This window comes from Qipengyuania sp. (genome assembly GCF_048550555.1).
Lineage (GTDB): Bacteria > Pseudomonadota > Alphaproteobacteria > Sphingomonadales > Sphingomonadaceae > Qipengyuania.
In genome coordinates, this window is the sequence record NZ_JBLYYF010000038.1 from 1 (window position 1) to 14,606 (window position 14,606).

General features: G+C 66.3%; 16 protein-coding genes. 9 read left to right on the forward strand and 7 right to left on the reverse strand.

Annotated features, from left to right (window positions below; translation table 11 throughout):
• The 4 genes from feoB to ACN4E0_RS09430 form a co-directional block, all read left to right on the forward strand.
• On the forward strand, positions 1-1,093 hold a 1,093-nt coding region (feoB, locus tag ACN4E0_RS09415), incomplete at its 5' end, for a ferrous iron transporter B (protein WP_419567372.1).
• Between the two features lie 102 nt (positions 1,094-1,195).
• A complete protein-coding gene (gene ssb / locus ACN4E0_RS09420) occupies positions 1,196-1,723 on the forward strand; it encodes a single-stranded DNA-binding protein (protein ID WP_419567373.1) in 528 nt (175 codons plus the stop codon).
• Positions 1,724-1,837: 114 nt separating this feature from the next.
• Positions 1,838-3,070, forward strand: a complete 1,233-nt coding sequence (locus ACN4E0_RS09425) for a hypothetical protein (RefSeq protein ID WP_419567374.1) — start codon at positions 1,838-1,840, stop codon at positions 3,068-3,070.
• A 123-nt stretch (positions 3,071-3,193) separates the two neighbouring features.
• A complete protein-coding gene (locus ACN4E0_RS09430; RefSeq protein WP_419567376.1) occupies positions 3,194-3,376 on the forward strand; it encodes a hypothetical protein in 183 nt (60 codons plus the stop codon).
• Positions 3,377-3,380: 4 nt separating this feature from the next.
• On the opposite strand, the gene ACN4E0_RS09435 is transcribed toward ACN4E0_RS09430, so the two are convergent.
• Both ACN4E0_RS09435 and ACN4E0_RS09440 read right to left on the reverse strand, forming a co-directional pair.
• Entirely contained in the window at positions 3,381-3,917 is a 537-nt protein-coding gene (locus ACN4E0_RS09435) for a YceD family protein (protein ID WP_419567377.1), read from the reverse strand.
• Positions 3,914-4,429: a ubiquinol-cytochrome C chaperone family protein gene (locus ACN4E0_RS09440; RefSeq protein WP_419567379.1), complete on the reverse strand. Its 516-nt coding sequence runs from the start codon at positions 4,427-4,429 to the stop codon at positions 3,914-3,916. Before ACN4E0_RS09440 ends, ACN4E0_RS09435 begins: the two co-directional genes overlap by 4 nt.
• A gap of 161 nt (positions 4,430-4,590) precedes the next feature.
• On the opposite strand from ACN4E0_RS09440, the gene ACN4E0_RS09445 reads away from it, so the two are divergent.
• The 4 genes from ACN4E0_RS09445 to ACN4E0_RS09460 are packed head-to-tail and all read left to right on the forward strand — an operon-like array spanning position 4,591 to position 7,380.
• Positions 4,591-5,049: an outer membrane protein assembly factor BamE gene (locus ACN4E0_RS09445; protein ID WP_419567380.1), complete on the forward strand. Its 459-nt coding sequence runs from the start codon at positions 4,591-4,593 to the stop codon at positions 5,047-5,049.
• Between the two features lie 55 nt (positions 5,050-5,104).
• On the forward strand, positions 5,105-5,665 hold the full coding sequence (hslV, locus tag ACN4E0_RS09450; RefSeq protein ID WP_419567382.1) for an ATP-dependent protease subunit HslV: 561 nt from the start codon (positions 5,105-5,107) through the stop codon (positions 5,663-5,665).
• Positions 5,666-5,686: 21 nt separating this feature from the next.
• A complete protein-coding gene (gene hslU / locus ACN4E0_RS09455; protein ID WP_419567383.1) occupies positions 5,687-6,985 on the forward strand; it encodes an ATP-dependent protease ATPase subunit HslU in 1,299 nt (432 codons plus the stop codon).
• Positions 6,985-7,380 carry an ACT domain-containing protein gene (locus ACN4E0_RS09460; RefSeq protein WP_419567385.1) on the forward strand — a complete coding sequence of 132 codons (396 nt, stop codon included), beginning with the start codon at positions 6,985-6,987 and terminating at the stop codon, positions 7,378-7,380. The genes hslU and ACN4E0_RS09460 overlap by 1 nt, the downstream gene beginning before the upstream one ends.
• On the opposite strand, the gene ACN4E0_RS09465 is transcribed toward ACN4E0_RS09460, so the two are convergent.
• The 3 genes from ACN4E0_RS09465 to ACN4E0_RS09475 form a co-directional block, all read right to left on the reverse strand.
• A complete protein-coding gene (locus ACN4E0_RS09465) occupies positions 7,371-8,864 on the reverse strand; it encodes a SulP family inorganic anion transporter (protein WP_419567387.1) in 1,494 nt (497 codons plus the stop codon). The genes ACN4E0_RS09460 and ACN4E0_RS09465 overlap by 10 nt on opposite strands.
• Before the next feature lie 111 nt (positions 8,865-8,975).
• Complete coding sequence (locus ACN4E0_RS09470; RefSeq protein WP_419567389.1) at positions 8,976-10,784, reverse strand: ABCB family ABC transporter ATP-binding protein/permease; 1,809 nt, start codon at positions 10,782-10,784, stop codon at positions 8,976-8,978.
• 74 nt (positions 10,785-10,858) lie between these two features.
• The gene (locus tag ACN4E0_RS09475) at positions 10,859-11,824 is read right to left on the reverse strand and encodes a retroviral-like aspartic protease family protein (protein ID WP_419567391.1); all 966 of its coding nucleotides are present in this window, start codon (positions 11,822-11,824) and stop codon (positions 10,859-10,861) included.
• Between the two features lie 128 nt (positions 11,825-11,952).
• On the opposite strand from ACN4E0_RS09475, the gene ACN4E0_RS09480 reads away from it, so the two are divergent.
• Positions 11,953-12,825, forward strand: coding sequence for a glycosyltransferase family A protein (locus ACN4E0_RS09480; RefSeq protein WP_419567392.1), 873 nt, complete (start codon positions 11,953-11,955; stop codon positions 12,823-12,825).
• Here ACN4E0_RS09480 and ACN4E0_RS09485 read toward each other — a convergent pair.
• Positions 12,743-14,284, reverse strand: a complete 1,542-nt coding sequence (locus ACN4E0_RS09485) for a lipopolysaccharide biosynthesis protein (RefSeq protein WP_419567393.1) — start codon at positions 14,282-14,284, stop codon at positions 12,743-12,745. The genes ACN4E0_RS09480 and ACN4E0_RS09485 overlap by 83 nt on opposite strands.
• Positions 14,285-14,360: 76 nt before the next feature.
• On the reverse strand, positions 14,361-14,606 hold a 246-nt coding region (locus ACN4E0_RS09490), incomplete at its 5' end, for a hypothetical protein (RefSeq protein WP_419567394.1).

Below are 14,606 nucleotides of genomic sequence, written 5' to 3' on the forward strand. Positions count from 1 at the left end.
AGTCGGCGCGATCTCGAGCCTCGTGACGGACACCCTGCCACCCGGCATCGTCCGCGATTTCCTCACCGAGGGCGTGCTTGCCGGCGTCGGTTCGGTGGTAGTCTTCCTGCCGCAGATCGTGATCCTGTTCTTCTTCATCCTCGTGATGGAGGCGAGCGGCTACATGGCGCGGGCCGCCTTCCTGATGGACCGGCTGATGGCGGGCGTCGGCCTGTCGGGAAAGAGCTTCATCCCGCTGCTGTCCAGCTTCGCCTGCGCCATTCCGGGCATCATGGCGACGCGCAGCATTCCCGATCCCAGGGACCGGCTGACCACGATCCTTGTTGCCCCGTTGATGACCTGTTCGGCGCGGCTGCCCGTCTATGCGGTGATCATCGCCGCGGTCATTCCCGAAACCAGGGTGGGGCCCGGCATCGGGCTGCAGGGCCTGGTGCTGTTCGCGCTCTATCTCGCGGGCATCGTCGGCGCGCTGGTGGTGGCGCTGGTGCTGCGCAACACGCTCGCCAAGGGGGCGGCAAGCGGTTTCATCATGGAAATGCCGCGCTACCAGATGCCGCGGATCAAGGATCTCGCGATCGGGCTGTGGCACCGCGCCTATGTCTTCCTGCGCCGCGCGGGCACGATCATCTTCACCGTCACCATCGTGCTGTGGCTGATGCTCAGCTTTCCCAAGGCGGAACCGGGCGAGAGCCAGGTCGATGCGAGCATTGCCGGCATGGTCGCCGACGGACTGCATCCCGTACTCGAGCCGATCGGGTTCAACCGCGAGATGAGCCTCGCGCTGGTGCCCGCCATGGCCGCGCGCGAAGTCGCCGTATCGGCGCTCGCAACGACCTATGCGGTCGATGCCGAGGACGAGGATGTCGCCGCCGAGGGGGTGACCGACAAGATCGCCGCCCTGTGGAGCCTGCCGACCGCGCTCGCCTTCCTCGCCTGGTTCGTCTTCGCGCCGCAATGCATCTCGACCATTGCGGTCGCGCGGCGCGAGACCAACGGCTGGAAATGGCCCGCCTTCATGGTCGGCTACCTGTTCGCGCTGGCCTATGTCTTCGCCGGGCTGACCTTCTGGATCGCGACCGCGCTGGGGCTCTGACGTAAACCGCCTCCGGTCCGGTGGAAACGGGCGGTCCATGGCCTAGCCCCGACTCGCAGCCTCGGTTAGGTCCTTCGCCAACAGATACGAAGGGACGATTCGATGGCCGGTAGCCTCAACAAAGTCATGCTGATCGGGAATCTGGGCGCAGACCCCGAAATCCGCAGCTTCCAGAACGGCGGCAAGGTCGCGAACCTGCGCATCGCGACGTCCGAGACGTGGAAGGACCGCAACACCGGCGAGCGGCAGGAACGCACCGAGTGGCACACCGTCGCGATCTTCTCCGAAGGTCTCGTCGGCGTGGTCGAGCGCTTCCTGCGCAAGGGATCGAAGGTTTACATCGAAGGCCAGCTCCAGACCCGCAAGTGGCAGGATCAGTCGGGTAACGACCGCTACAGCACCGAAGTGGTAATCCGCGGCATGAACGGCACGCTGACCATGCTCGACGGCGCGCAGGGCGGTTCGGGCGGCGGCGGCGGCGGCCAGCGCGGTGGCGGATCGTGGGACCAGGGTGGCGGATCGTCGGGCGGCGGCTCCGGCGGCGGCTGGAACCAGGGCGGCGGTTCGTCGAGCGGAAGCTCGGGCGGCGGTTCGAACTACGATGATCTCGACGACGACATTCCGTTCTGAGGATTTGCTTGCTTCGGGCGGGCGTTGCCGGTGGACAGATATCAAGCCACGCCGGCTGTCATGACGTCCAAAATCGGATTTCGACGAGTGGAACTACATTGCGGGGGGCGACCCATGGGCACCAGACTAGTCATTTTCCTATCGTCGCTGTCGCTCTCGACCATCGCCCATGCTGACCCCATCCCGGCAGAGCAGGTCGCCGCGCAATACCCAGCGGTAAGCTACGGCGATCAGCCGATGGACGACAGCAAAGTCACTACTTTCGCCTGCATCTATTACGGAAAAAGGGGGGAGCCGACCTATGAAGGTTTCGGCCCGCTCTATGCTGCGACCGGGCACCTTCCCTATAGCGAATACGCCCCCAAGGCTTTTTGGACCGAGTGGGTTCGCGAAACCTATTCGCTGACCAACCGGGATTTCGTGTCGACTTGCAACGTTTATCGTGGGGACCTCGACAAAGGATTGGCCGCGGCGAAAAAATGGGTTCGCAATTACTCGGACTTCGAAAACATCATGGCCGAGGAGTTCGAGCTGGATTGGTCGATCTCCAGACCTGCCTTCCAACGCTGGTTGGACGTGCGGAACGGAACCGCGCGAGACGGCCACCCGGAGGATGGCGAATCTCCCCGATCGCAGGGCGGGGAACCGATCGACAAGGACGACCGCCCGCAGGAGGTCGAACAGGCAAGCCAGGGCCGAGAGGCAGCCGACGATCGGGAGGAGGCTGCAAAGCTGGAGCAGGCCCGGATCGAGGCGGAGCGGCTGGCGCGCGCGGAGGCCGAGCGCAAGAGCGAAGAAGCAGTTGACGCACTCTACGCCGAGCAGGTGCGCCAGACAGAGGAATACCTGCGCAAGGAGCGCGAGAAGATCGAAACCATCGAGCGCCAGCAGCGCGAGGCCCAGGCTCGCGCTGAAATGTTCGAGCGCCAGCTGGCGAACCAGCGGCGGATCGATGCAGAGTACCGGGCCTCGGTTGCACGGCACAACAAGTGCGTCGCGGGTGACGAGAAAGCGTGCGAAGCTATCCGCCAGAACGCACCGCTTGCCGTCGACGAGAAGGCGGAACAGGCATCGACAGACCAGCGAGCGACCCTGTGCGTCAGCGCGCCGGTCGTGTCGCCGAGTTCGACCTTCAAGGGACAAACCCAGGCCGTCGTCGTAAATGGCTGCGAAAAGCCTGTCGACGTGCGTATCTGCCTGCTGCGCGAAGGAGGGTGGAACTGTGGGGTCAACTGGGGCGTCGCTCCACAGGACCGGATGGCCCACACCTCATTTAACGCCAGCGGAGAAGTGTATTGGGACGCCCGATACACGGGCACCACCAAGGCTTTAGGGAACCCGCAGTAGGACGATCGCGACGACGTGATCCCGTTCGAATCCCACCGCTGATCAGCTAAGCACACCACATTCCGCTGGTACCGGACGTGAGCCTAAAGGCACCGTTAACCCTTCGCGGGTTAAGGCGCCTCGATGGCCGAGCGACAGAAATTCGTTATCTTCCAACGCGGCGACGGGTCGGAGGTGGCGTGCCAGATCGCCAACATCCTCTACGTCGCCAAGGGCGACCATGCGACGGTCCTCAACTTCGGTTCCGGCACGCAGGTTAACGTGCGCCAGGATTTCGACGAGGTCCTGGCCGTCCTCAACGGATAGGGCCCTATTCCTTGGTCCCCCCCAAACCCCGCAGCGCTTCGGCCAGCGGGCCGCTCGGTTCCTGTTCCTCGTCGCTGGTGATGCCGGCCTTCTTGCGCGCCTCGTCGGCGCCGGGGCCTTCGCGATAGGGATCGATGGCGAGCGCCAGCGTCTGCGCGATCGCTTCGCCGAGGTCGAAGCTGTCGCCCTCGTATTCGATCTCGTCGAGGTCCTCGCTGTCGAGCTCGATTTCCTCGTCGGGTGTGTGTTCGGGCAGCGATCCGGCAGGCACGAAGCGCAGCGCGAGCGGCTCCTCGACCTCGTAGGTCAAATCCTCGCGCGTCACCGCGCAGGGTTGTTCGATCGTCGCGGTCAGCGTGCCATTGGCGAGGACGGTCTCGTCCTTGGTTCCGAACTCGACCTTGGCGGTAAGCACGGGGATCGAGGTCACTGCGAATCGTTTCGCAAGCGCGGCGCGTTCCTCTTCGCTCGCCTCGATCACCATCGGTTCGGCAGGCAGTGCACGCGGCTTCACCAACCGGCTGAGTTCGGGCGCGCTCATGCCGCGATCTCGCCTGCCCGGAGCTGTTCGACGCTCGTGCGCGCCAGCCGGCCATGCAGCGCTGCCATCCGCTGGACCAGTGCCTCGGCCTCGTCGGGCTGCGCCATGGTGACATTGCGGCGGACGGCCTCGACCAGCACCTTGGGGTCGCTGCGCAGGCCCTCGCGATAGGCGCCGATGCGGCCGTTCATGCTCTCCATCAGCGCATTGATCTTCTTGCCCACGGTGGGATCGCCGATCCCCGCCTCGCGCATCTGCCCTTCCATGTCCTCGACGAACAATTCGGTCAGCCGCGCGGTGGCGGGACCCTGTCCGCCTTCGTCCTCGAGCCGCAGCATGACCAGCGTCAGTACCAGCGTGATCATATCGTAGCGACCCTCGATGGAATCGGCGACGCCGCACATGCGGTACCAGTCGGGATCGCGCGCTTCGGCGACGGTTCTGTGCCACAGGGCGCGCCATTCTTCGCGCGGGTCGGGCTGGGTGCCGAAAAGGCGGGACAGGAAGGACACGTACTACTCCGTTCAGCGGCAATACAGGCCGCGATCCCCAAGCGCTTCCCATTGCCGAGTTGCATGGGCCGACGCTTTCGGATTAAGGCGTTGGCCGAGCATATAGGCAGGGGACGGCCCGCGGCCAAGCGCCTGCCGAAAGACGGAGATTTGCTGTTCCCATGAACAGGTCGAAAATTCTGGGCCTTGCCATTGTCGGCGCAGGCGCCATCGCCGTGAGCGGCTGTGCCTCGATCCGCGAACCGAGCGGTTACATCGTCGATGCCACGCTGCTGCAGTCGGTCCAGCCCGGCATCGACAACGAGCAGAGCGTCGCAAGCACGCTGGGTCGCCCGACCTTCGAAAGCCAGTATGGCGAGAAGACGTGGTATTACGTGTCGAGCACCAGCGGACGCAAGCCGTTCGTCCGCCCGCGGATCCAGCAGCACTCGGTGCTCGCGGTGAAGTTCGACCCGGCCGGCAATGTCGTGTCGACCGAGCAGACGGGCATCGACAAGGTCGCCTATCTCAGCCCCGATGGCGATGCGACGCCGACGCTGGGCCGCGAGCGCAGCTTCCTCGAGGACCTGTTCGGCAATATCGGCGCGGTCACCCAGCCGGGCGTCGGACCCGGCCAATAGGGCGCTTCGCAGCCGACAGCTTGACCCGCCGGCGCCGCGCCCCATATCGCGCGGCATGGACGATAGAGACAATCGCCACGGGCTGACCCAGTGGCATTCCACCACCATCATCGGCGTCAAGCGCGGCGACAAAACCGTGATTGCCGGGGACGGACAGGTCTCCATGGGCAATACGGTGATGAAGCCCAATGCGAAGAAGGTTCGCCGGATAGGGGAGGGCGGCAAGGTCGTCGCCGGGTTCGCCGGCGCCACCGCCGATGCGTTCACTCTGTTCGAGCGGCTCGAACGCAAGCTCGAACAGCATAACGGACAGCTCCTGCGCGCCGCGGTCGAACTGACCAAGGACTGGCGCATGGACAAGTACCTGCGCAATCTCGAAGCGCTGATGATCGTGGCGGACAGGGAGAATCTCCTCGTCCTCACCGGCAATGGCGACGTACTCGAACCCGAGGGAGGCATCGCCGCGATCGGGTCGGGCGGCAATTACGCGCTCTCCGCCGCCAAGGCGCTGGTCGACTACGAAGACGATCCCGAAACGATCGCGCGCAAGGCCATGGCCGTCGCCGCCGACGTCTGCGTCTTCACCAATGGCAATGTGACCCTAGAGACCGTCTAGGCTCGAGGGACCGAGGAATTTATGGACAATCTGACCCCCAAGGCGATCGTCGCCGCACTGGACGAGCACATCATCGGCCAGAAGGATGCCAAGCGCGCGGTCGCCGTGGCGCTGCGCAATCGCTGGCGTCGCCAGCGGCTCGGCCCCGAGCTGCGCGATGAGGTGACCCCCAAGAACATCCTGATGATCGGCCCCACCGGCTGCGGCAAGACCGAGATCAGCCGCCGCCTGGCGAAGCTCGCCGAGGCGCCCTTCATCAAGATCGAGGCGACCAAGTTCACCGAGGTCGGCTATGTCGGCCGCGACGTCGACCAGATCGCGCGCGACCTCGCCGAGGAAGCCATCCGGCTCGAGAAGGAACGCCGCCGCGAGGCGGTGCGCGAGGCGGCCAGCCATGCGGCGATGGACCGCCTGCTCAGCGCGCTGGTCGGCGACAATGCCAGCGAAGCGACGCGCGAGGCCTTCCGCCAGCGCATCGTCGAGAACGCGATGAACGATACCGAGGTCGAGATCGAACTGCGCGAACAGCCCGGCCAGCAGATGGACATCCCCGGAATGCCCGGCGGCGTCGGCATGATCGACCTCAGCGATATGCTCGGCAAGGCGATGGGCAAGTCGAACCTGAAGCGGCGCAAGCTCAAGGTGCCCGATGCCTGGGACCGGCTGGTCGACGAAGAGGCCGACAAGCGCATGGACCAGGACGACGTCGCCCGCGTCGCGCTGGAAAATGCCGAGACCAACGGCATCGTCTTCCTCGACGAGATCGACAAGATCGCGGTCAGCGACGTGCGCGGAGGCAGCGTCAGCCGCGAGGGCGTGCAGCGGGACCTTCTGCCGCTGATCGAAGGCACCACCGTCGCCACCAAATACGGCCCGATGAAGACCGACCACGTGCTGTTCATCGCCAGTGGCGCGTTCCACGTCGCCAAGCCGTCCGACATGCTGCCCGAACTGCAGGGCCGCCTGCCGATCCGCGTCGAACTGCGCGCGCTGACCGAGGAAGACTTCGTGCGCATCCTCAAGGAAACGCGCGCCAACCTCGTCGAACAGTACAAGGCGCTGATCGGCACCGAGGAGGTGACGCTCGATTTCACCGAGGATGCCATCGCCGAGGTCGCCAAGCTCGCCGCGCGGGTCAACGAGACGGTCGAGAATATCGGCGCCCGCCGCCTGCAGACCGTGATGGAGCGGCTGCTCGAGGAGATCAGCTTCGAAGCCGAGGATCACCGGGGCGAGACGATCACGATCGATGCCGATTACGTGCGCGAGCGGCTCGAAACGCTGGCGGGGGATGCCGACCTCAGCAAGTATATCCTCTGATGACGGGCGCGGTGCGCGACGCAGGATCGATGATCGCGCAGATGGGCCCGCGGCTCGACGAGCGGCGCTGGTGCTTCGTTTCGGTCACGCTGGACCGGGCTCCCGAACTGCTGGGCGCGGCGCTGGGCACCTTCCGCGAGGACGAGGGCGTTTCGGCAATCGTGCCTGCGGAACTCGCACCCGACGGTACGCCGGTGTTCGCGCGGATCGTGCTGGAGGTCCTTTCCGACCTCGAGGGCATCGGCCTTACCGCGGCGGTTGCGAGCGCGCTCGCGGAAGCCGGCATCGCCTGCAACATGGTCGCGGCGCTGAACCACGACCATGTCTTCGTACCCGCGGACCGTGCCGAGGAGGCGCTCGCACTTCTCGAACGGCTCGCCGCCGCTCAGGGGTGAGGCGCTAGCCCGATCTCGACGCCGGTCTTGTCGGTCAGCGCGAACTTGTCGACCAGATCCGAACTGGCCCGGTTGAGCCCGCGCACCTGCACGCTGCGGCCGTTGCGGCGCATGCGTTCGACCACCTTGTCGAGCGCGCCGACCGCGCTGATGTCCCAGAAATGCGCCTTGGACACGTCGATGATGACGTGGTCCGCCGGATCGGGCTGGGTGCTTTCGGGGCCGAGCGCGGCTTCGAACCGCTCGACGCTGGCGTAGAATATCTGCCCCTTGGCGCGGTAGATCGCGGTCTCGCCCTCGCGCTCGCGCACGACCTCGAACATGGTCATCACCTTGTGGGTGAAGAACACGCCCGACAGGATCACCCCGGCCAGCACGCCCAAGGCGAGATTGTGGGTGGCGACCACCACGACCACGGTGGTGACCATCACAACCGAGGATTGCCAGGGGTGGCGCGTCATGTTGGGAATCGAGTTCCAGCTGAAGGTCCCGATCGAGACCATGATCATGATCGCCACCAGCGCGGGCATCGGCACCTGGCCGACGAGGTCGCCGAGCAGCGCGAGCAGGATCAGCAGCGCCGCCCCCGCGGTGAAGGTCGACAGCCGCCCGCGTCCACCGCTGGTCACGTTGATGACCGACTGGCCGATCATCGCGCAGCCGCCCATGCCGCCGAACAGGGCCGCGACCACGTTGGCCACGCCCTGGCCCGCGCTCTCGCGACGCTTGTCGCTGCCGGTGTGGGTCATGTCGTCGACGATCTGCGCGGTGAGCAGGCTTTCGAGCAGGCCGACCGCCGCCATGGTCGCCGAATAGGGGGCGATGATGGCGAGCGTCTCCCAGCTCAGCGGCACGTCGGGCAGAGCGAAATAGGGCAGGCCCTGGGGCAGTTCGCCCATGTCGGCGACGGTGTTGACCGGTGCGTGGATCCAGATCGACAGCGCGGTCAGCACCACGATCGCGACCAGCGGGCTGGGGACTGCCGTGGTGAGCCGGGGGAAGAGGTAGATGATCGCCAGCGCGGCCGCGACCATGGCATAGGTTTCCCAGCCCACCCCGGTCAGCTGCGGGAGCTGGGCCATGAAGATCAGGATCGCGAGCGCGTTGACGAAGCCCGTGATGACCGAACGCGAGACGAACTGCATCAGCAGGTCGAGCCGCAGAAACGCCGCCAAGCCCTGGAACACGCCCATCAGGATCGTCGCGGCGAAGAGGTATTCGACCCCGTGATCGCGCACCAGCGGCACGACGACCACGGCCACTGCGGCGGTCGCGGCGGAGATCATGCCCGGCCGCCCGCCGGTAAAGGCGATCACCATCGCGATCGCGACCGAGGCGTAGAGGCCGACGCGCGGGTCGACCCCGGCGATGATCGAGAAGCCGATCGCTTCGGGAATGAGCGCGAGCGCGACGACGAGACCGGCCAGCATGTCGGCGCGGATGTTGGAAAACCAGTCGCGGTGAATCGCGCTGCGATCGAGCATGGTCAGGTCCTGCAAGGTTTTGGGGAGCGCGCGCGGGCGCACTGAAAAGTGGTGCCGCCTATGGACTATGTTGCAGCGCAGCACAAGGGCGCCCCCCCTCTGTGCGACCCGTTACGCCTCCTCGTGATTCTCCGCCTGCTGCCGCGCCCACATCTCCGCATAGAGCCCGCGCGCCGCGAGCAATTCGCGATGTGACCCGCTTTCCGCAAGGCGGCCGTGCTCGAGCACGAGAATGCGGTCGGCATCGGCAATGGTCGAAAGGCGGTGCGCAATCGCGAGTGTGGTGCGATGCTCCGAAACCCGGCGCAGCGTCGCGAGGATCGCCTGTTCGGTGCGGCTGTCGAGAGCGCTGGTCGCTTCGTCGAGCAGCAGGATCGGCGGATCCTTGACCAGCGTCCGGGCGATCGCCACGCGCTGTTTCTCGCCCCCGGAAAGCTTCAGGCCGCGCTCGCCGACCTCGGTGTCGAAACCTTCCGGCAGGCGCTCGATGAAAGGCAGGATCGCAGCGTCGCGCGCGGCAGCGGCCACGTCGTCGCGCGTCGCCCCGTCGCGGCCATAGGCGATGTTGTAGCCGATCGTGTCGTTGAACAGCACGCTGTCCTGCGGCACGATGCCGATCGCCGCGCGCAGGCTTTGCTGCGTGACCCGGGCGATGTTCTGCCCGTCGATCGTGATGCGTCCGGACCAGGGGTCGTAGAAGCGGAACAGGAGCCGCCCGATCGTGCTTTTGCCCGCGCCTGACGGCCCAACGATGGCGACGTGCGCTCCGGCGGGCACCTCGAAGCTGAGGCCATGGAGGATTTCTCGGTCCTCTTCGTAGCCGAAGCGCACCTCCTCGAAGGCCAGCGTCGGGCGCCGCACGACAAGCGCGGGGGCGCCGGGCGCGTCCTTCACCTCGGCCTCGGTATCGATCAGGCGAAACATCTGCGCCATGTCGATCAGCCCTTGCCGCACGGTGCGATAGACCATGCCGAGCATGTCGAGCGGGCGGAAGAGCTGGGTGAGATAGGTGTTGACCAGCACCAGATCGCCGGTGGTGAGCGCGCCGTTGCTCCACTGCCACACGGTGAAGCCCATCGCGCCGCCCATCAGCAGGTTCATGATCAGCGCCTGGCTGATGTTGAGCAGGCCGAGCGAATTCTCGCTCTTCACCGCTGCCTCGGCGAAAGCGCGCGCGGTATCGGCGTAGCGCTCGCGCTCGCGCTCTTCCGCGCCGAAGTACTTGACCGTTTCGTAGTTGAGCAGGCTGTCGACCGAGCGGGCGAGGGCGGTGCCGTCAAGCTCGTTCATCCGCCGCCGCAGATCGTTGCGCCATTCGGTGATCTTGCGCGTGACGGCAACATAGGCGCCCACGGTCAGCGCGGTCGCGGCGACCAGTTCCCAGCCGAAGTTGAGATAGAAGATTACCCCCACCGCGGTCAGCTCGAGCGCGGTGGGGGCGATGTTGAAGAGCAGGAAATAGAGCATCACGTCGATGCTCTTGGTCCCGCGATCGATGGTCTTGGTCACCTCGCCCGTGCGGCGCGAGAGATGGAAGCGCAGCGAGAGCCGGTGAAGCCGGGTGAAGGTGTCCTCGGCCAGTTGGCGGGTGGCGTCCTGCCCGACCCGCTCGAAGGTGATGTTGCGGAGATTGTCGAAGGTCACCGCGGCGAGACGCCCGGCGGCATAGGCGATGACGAAGGCCAGCGCGACCATCGCCGCCTCGTTGGCGGGAGTGGTCATCGAGTCGATCGCCCGCTTGTAGGCGAAGGGCAGCGCCAGCGTGGTCGACTTGGCGAGCAGGACGAAACCCATCGCGCCGACGATTCGCCGCTTGAGCTGCGGTTTGTCGGCCGGCCAGAGATAGGGAAGGAAGCGCCGGATGGTGGCCCAGCCTTCGGGGTCGGTCGGCGACTGCGTGCTGGAGTGATCGGGTGGCATCGTCGCCGACCCTTGGAGCGTGCGGCGGGGCGAGGCAAGCCGCATGCGTGCCGGCCCGAGCGCAGAAAGGCCGGCTAGGGGCCCGGTGGCCGCCCGGTGAACATCGCCCGGGCCCGCGATGGATCCGCCTTGCCGGGGATGTCGAACAGGACCTGCTGCCGCGCGAAGTCGATCGCCACACGGTCGAAGACGCGCATGTTGGCGATGCCGAGGATCAGCGCCGGGCGCCGATCAAGGCCGAGCGCATGAAAGGTGGGGCTGTCGGTAAAGCCGATCGGGACATTGCCCATGGACAGGTCACCGATTGCCAGATTGCGCACATAGGACAGGTCGCTGACCACGCGCACGCCATGAACGTCGGTCGCACTGATCTCGCCCTGCGCACGCGCCCGCAGCTTGCGCAACAGCGCGCGATTGCCCGTGCTGCCCTGGGCGCCGGTGTCGATGATCACGGAGATGCGTATGTCGTCGACGGTCGCATCGGTGATCACCATCTGGCCCAGCTTCCTGCGGGCGCGGACGATGATCTCGTAGCCCGAATTCCCTCCCAGACTCGCCGCATCTGCCACCCGCATCCGCTCGTCGCGAAAATCGATCAGCACGCGCAGGTCCTGCAGACTGTCGAGCCCGAGTATCCCGTCGGCGCCTATATTGCCGGCATGCAGCAGCGGCGAGAGCAGCCCGGTGATGGAGCGGTCGGCAAAGCTCAACTCGTCGACCTCGACCATATCGACCCGCTGCGCGCTGCCGATGGCGACGAGCATGGCCTGTCCCCGCCGCGGCAGCGCGAGCCTTTCGGCAATATCATGCGATACCACCGTCGCCTGAGCCCCCGTATCGACCAGAAAGCGATAGGGGCCATTGCCGCCGATCGTTACCGGTATCGTCAGCCGCTCGTAGCGGTCGCGATCGAGGGCCTGGTCTGCGATCGCCGCTTCCGCGTCGTCATCGACCCCGGGCGGCTCCTGCGCGGTGGCGGGCGCCGCCAGCGCCAGCCACGCGGCGATGGGAGTCAACCGGAAGAGCGGACTTCGGATCATGTCGTCCATCCCAAGGATCTGTCGCCAGAATACCACGACCCGGCGGTCGCACAAAACGAGTCGCGGATGATTGCGGCCGGCCCTCGTCGCGCTATATGCCCAGCAAGTCGAGATTGCGCGGACATCCTATGACCGACGACAGCTGCCGGGTCCTCGTGACGGTCCTGGCCCACAACGAAGAGCGACGGATCGCCGCCTGCCTCGACAGCCTGCCGCCGGGCGAAAGCGACGTGCGGGTCGCGGTCGTCGTCAACGGCAGCAGCGATGCCACCGCGGAGATCGTGCGCGGTTACCGCGAGCGCGGGGTCGAACTGGTCGAATATGCGCAGGGCGGCAAGTCGCGCAGCTGGAACCGCTTCATCATCGACGCGGCTCCACGGGCCGCGACCTATGTCTTCGTCGACGGTGACGCCGAGCTGGTGCCGGGGTCCGTCGCGGCGCTGGAACGCTGCCTCGCGGCGCATCCGCAGGCCAATGCCGCCTCCGCTCCGCCTATGAACGGGCGCAATGCGGCCCATTATCGCAAGCTGATGGCGGAAGAGGCCGGGCTGTTCGGCGATTGCTACGCCCTGCGCGGCGCTTTCGTCGAGCGCCTTCGTGCCAGCGGAATCCGCCTGCCCGACGACCTTATCGGCGACGATGGCCTGATCGCGGCGCTCGCGCATACCGATCTCGGCAGCGATGCCGACTGGCGCAGCGAACGGGTGGTCGGCTGCCTCGAGGCAGGCTTCTATTGCGTCCCCAATGCCCTGACCTCGCTCGGCCTGCGCCAGCAGGCGAAGCGCATGACCAATTATGCGCTGCGGCGATTCCAGAATCGGATCATCACCTCCATCATGCGCTCGCACGGCCCGCAGGGCCTGCCCCGGGTCATGGCCGAAACCTACCCGGCCTGGTTGGGCCGGCTGGCGCCGCGCCTCAATCCGCTATGGTACTGGTTCGACCGTCAGGCATTGAAACGGATGCGGGCGGCGGCAGCGGATCGCTCGGCGTCCGCCTGAGCATTGCCAGGCTCTGGCGCACCACGTCGGGCCAGGCGAGGAACAGGATCGCGCAATAGGTCGCGGCGCCTGCAAGTCCGAGGATGACGAGTGTCGCCACGGGGCCGATGTCGGACGGCAGTACGAGCCGCAGCGCCGCGACCACTCCCGCCATCGCCAGGCAGGCCGCGGCCGGGGGCAGGGCTGCCAGCAGCAGGCGCCGCAGCGGCAGCTTGATCTGCGGCAGCGTCAGCGCCAGCGTAAAGGCGAGCAGGAGGGGTGCCGCCACCCACCACGCCCTGACCAGTCCCTGCGCTCCGAACTGAACGCCGATCAGGAAGGATGTGGCGAAGACCGCCGCCCCGGCCATGCTGGTGGCGAGGTAGATGCGTTCCTTGCCCGTCGCGGTCACGGTGGGCGAGCAGATGATCTGCACCGCCATCAGCGGCATCACCAGCGCGAGGCCGGAGACGATGGGTGCCATGCCGGTCCACTTCTCTCCGAACACCACCAGGATCGCTTCGGGGGCGGTCAGCGACAGCCCGATGTAGATCGGCGAGACGACCAGCAGCACGCTCTGCATCGTCCGCTCGAAATAGGGGCCCAGGCTGCGCCCGGCCTTGTGCAGTTCCGAATAGGCGGGAAAGGCGACGTCGTTGAGCGGCGGGATGAAGCGCCCGGTGACGATCAGCGTCAGGAACAGGGCCTCGGAATAGAGGCCCAGCTGGTGGACGCTGAAGACGTGCCCGGCGATGAAGATGTCGCTCTGGCTCTGCACGATCCAGAACAGCTGGCACAATGTCAGCGCGCCGCCGAAGCCGACCATGCGGCCCGCTCCCCTGAGGTCGAAGACGGGGCGCACCCACAGCCGCGCCGCCACGCACATGATCACCGCGCGCACCGCATAGCCGGCGATCGGCGCATAGATCAGCGCCCAGACGCCGAAGCCGAGCCAGGCCAGCGCCAGTGCGGTAACCGCGGCGACGATCGCCGAGACGAGGTTGGCGATTCCCTGGCCGCGGAATTCGAGCCGCCGCGCCAGCAATGCGGTGGGCAGGGCGGTGAAGGGGATCGCGAGGAAGATCAGCGCCTGGACGCGCAGCAGCGCCGCCACATCGGGCTGGCCGTAATAGGCGGCGGCGAGCGGGGCGATCAGCAACTGGATCAGCGCCAGCGCGCCATTCGTGAGGAGCAGGAGCGCGAAGGCCTGGCCGATCTCGCGGTCGTCCACCTTCTCGGCCTGGATCAGCGAACTGGCGAAGCTCCAGCCATTGAGGAAGTTGAGCGCGGTGACCACCACCTGGCTCATCGCGAAGAGGCCGTAGTCGGACGGATCGAGCAGGCGCACCACCATCACCGTGGATCCCCAGGTGATGAACTGCGCCACCAGCTGGCTGCCCCAGCGCCACGCGAGCGCGCTGCGCACGCGCGCGCCAAATCCTTCTGGTGCTTCCTGTTCGCCGGCCCCGTCGATCGTCATGACCGGGTGCTAGGCGCGATTCGCGCCGAAGGCGAGCCGCGAGATTCGCGTTTTTCGGGGGAATCGCAGCGGTGATTCACGCCGCCTCGCCCGGCTGCGGTTGCTCGATACCGCGCCGCCCTTTATGCAGTGCGGCAGCGAGTATGCCGTGAACCGCGGGTTTCCGCCATTTTGCCGCCCGGTCGCAACAAAACTGCAAAAAGCCATTGACGGTTGGGAGGGTCGCGCCTAGATGGCCCTCACCGACGCGGCGCTGACGGTTTCGACTGCCTGCTGCGATGGTCGCCAGATAGAGATGGATAGCCGGTCCCCCGGTGTTAAA

Coding starts and splice junctions, on each gene's coding strand:
- ssb (WP_419567373.1), top strand. CDS start 1,196: ATGGCCGGTAGCCTCAACAAAGTCATGCTGATCGGGAATCTGGGCGCA.
- ACN4E0_RS09425 (WP_419567374.1), top strand. CDS start 1,838: ATGGGCACCAGACTAGTCATTTTCCTATCGTCGCTGTCGCTCTCGACC.
- ACN4E0_RS09430 (WP_419567376.1), top strand. CDS start 3,194: ATGGCCGAGCGACAGAAATTCGTTATCTTCCAACGCGGCGACGGGTCG.
- ACN4E0_RS09435 (WP_419567377.1), bottom strand. CDS start 3,917: ATGAGCGCGCCCGAACTCAGCCGGTTGGTGAAGCCGCGTGCACTGCCT.
- ACN4E0_RS09445 (WP_419567380.1), top strand. CDS start 4,591: ATGAACAGGTCGAAAATTCTGGGCCTTGCCATTGTCGGCGCAGGCGCC.
- hslV (WP_419567382.1), top strand. CDS start 5,105: ATGGACGATAGAGACAATCGCCACGGGCTGACCCAGTGGCATTCCACC.
- hslU (WP_419567383.1), top strand. CDS start 5,687: ATGGACAATCTGACCCCCAAGGCGATCGTCGCCGCACTGGACGAGCAC.
- ACN4E0_RS09460 (WP_419567385.1), top strand. CDS start 6,985: ATGACGGGCGCGGTGCGCGACGCAGGATCGATGATCGCGCAGATGGGC.
- ACN4E0_RS09465 (WP_419567387.1), bottom strand. CDS start 8,864: ATGCTCGATCGCAGCGCGATTCACCGCGACTGGTTTTCCAACATCCGC.
- ACN4E0_RS09470 (WP_419567389.1), bottom strand. CDS start 10,784: ATGCCACCCGATCACTCCAGCACGCAGTCGCCGACCGACCCCGAAGGC.
- ACN4E0_RS09475 (WP_419567391.1), bottom strand. CDS start 11,824: ATGATCCGAAGTCCGCTCTTCCGGTTGACTCCCATCGCCGCGTGGCTG.
- ACN4E0_RS09480 (WP_419567392.1), top strand. CDS start 11,953: ATGACCGACGACAGCTGCCGGGTCCTCGTGACGGTCCTGGCCCACAAC.
- ACN4E0_RS09485 (WP_419567393.1), bottom strand. CDS start 14,284: ATGACGATCGACGGGGCCGGCGAACAGGAAGCACCAGAAGGATTTGGC.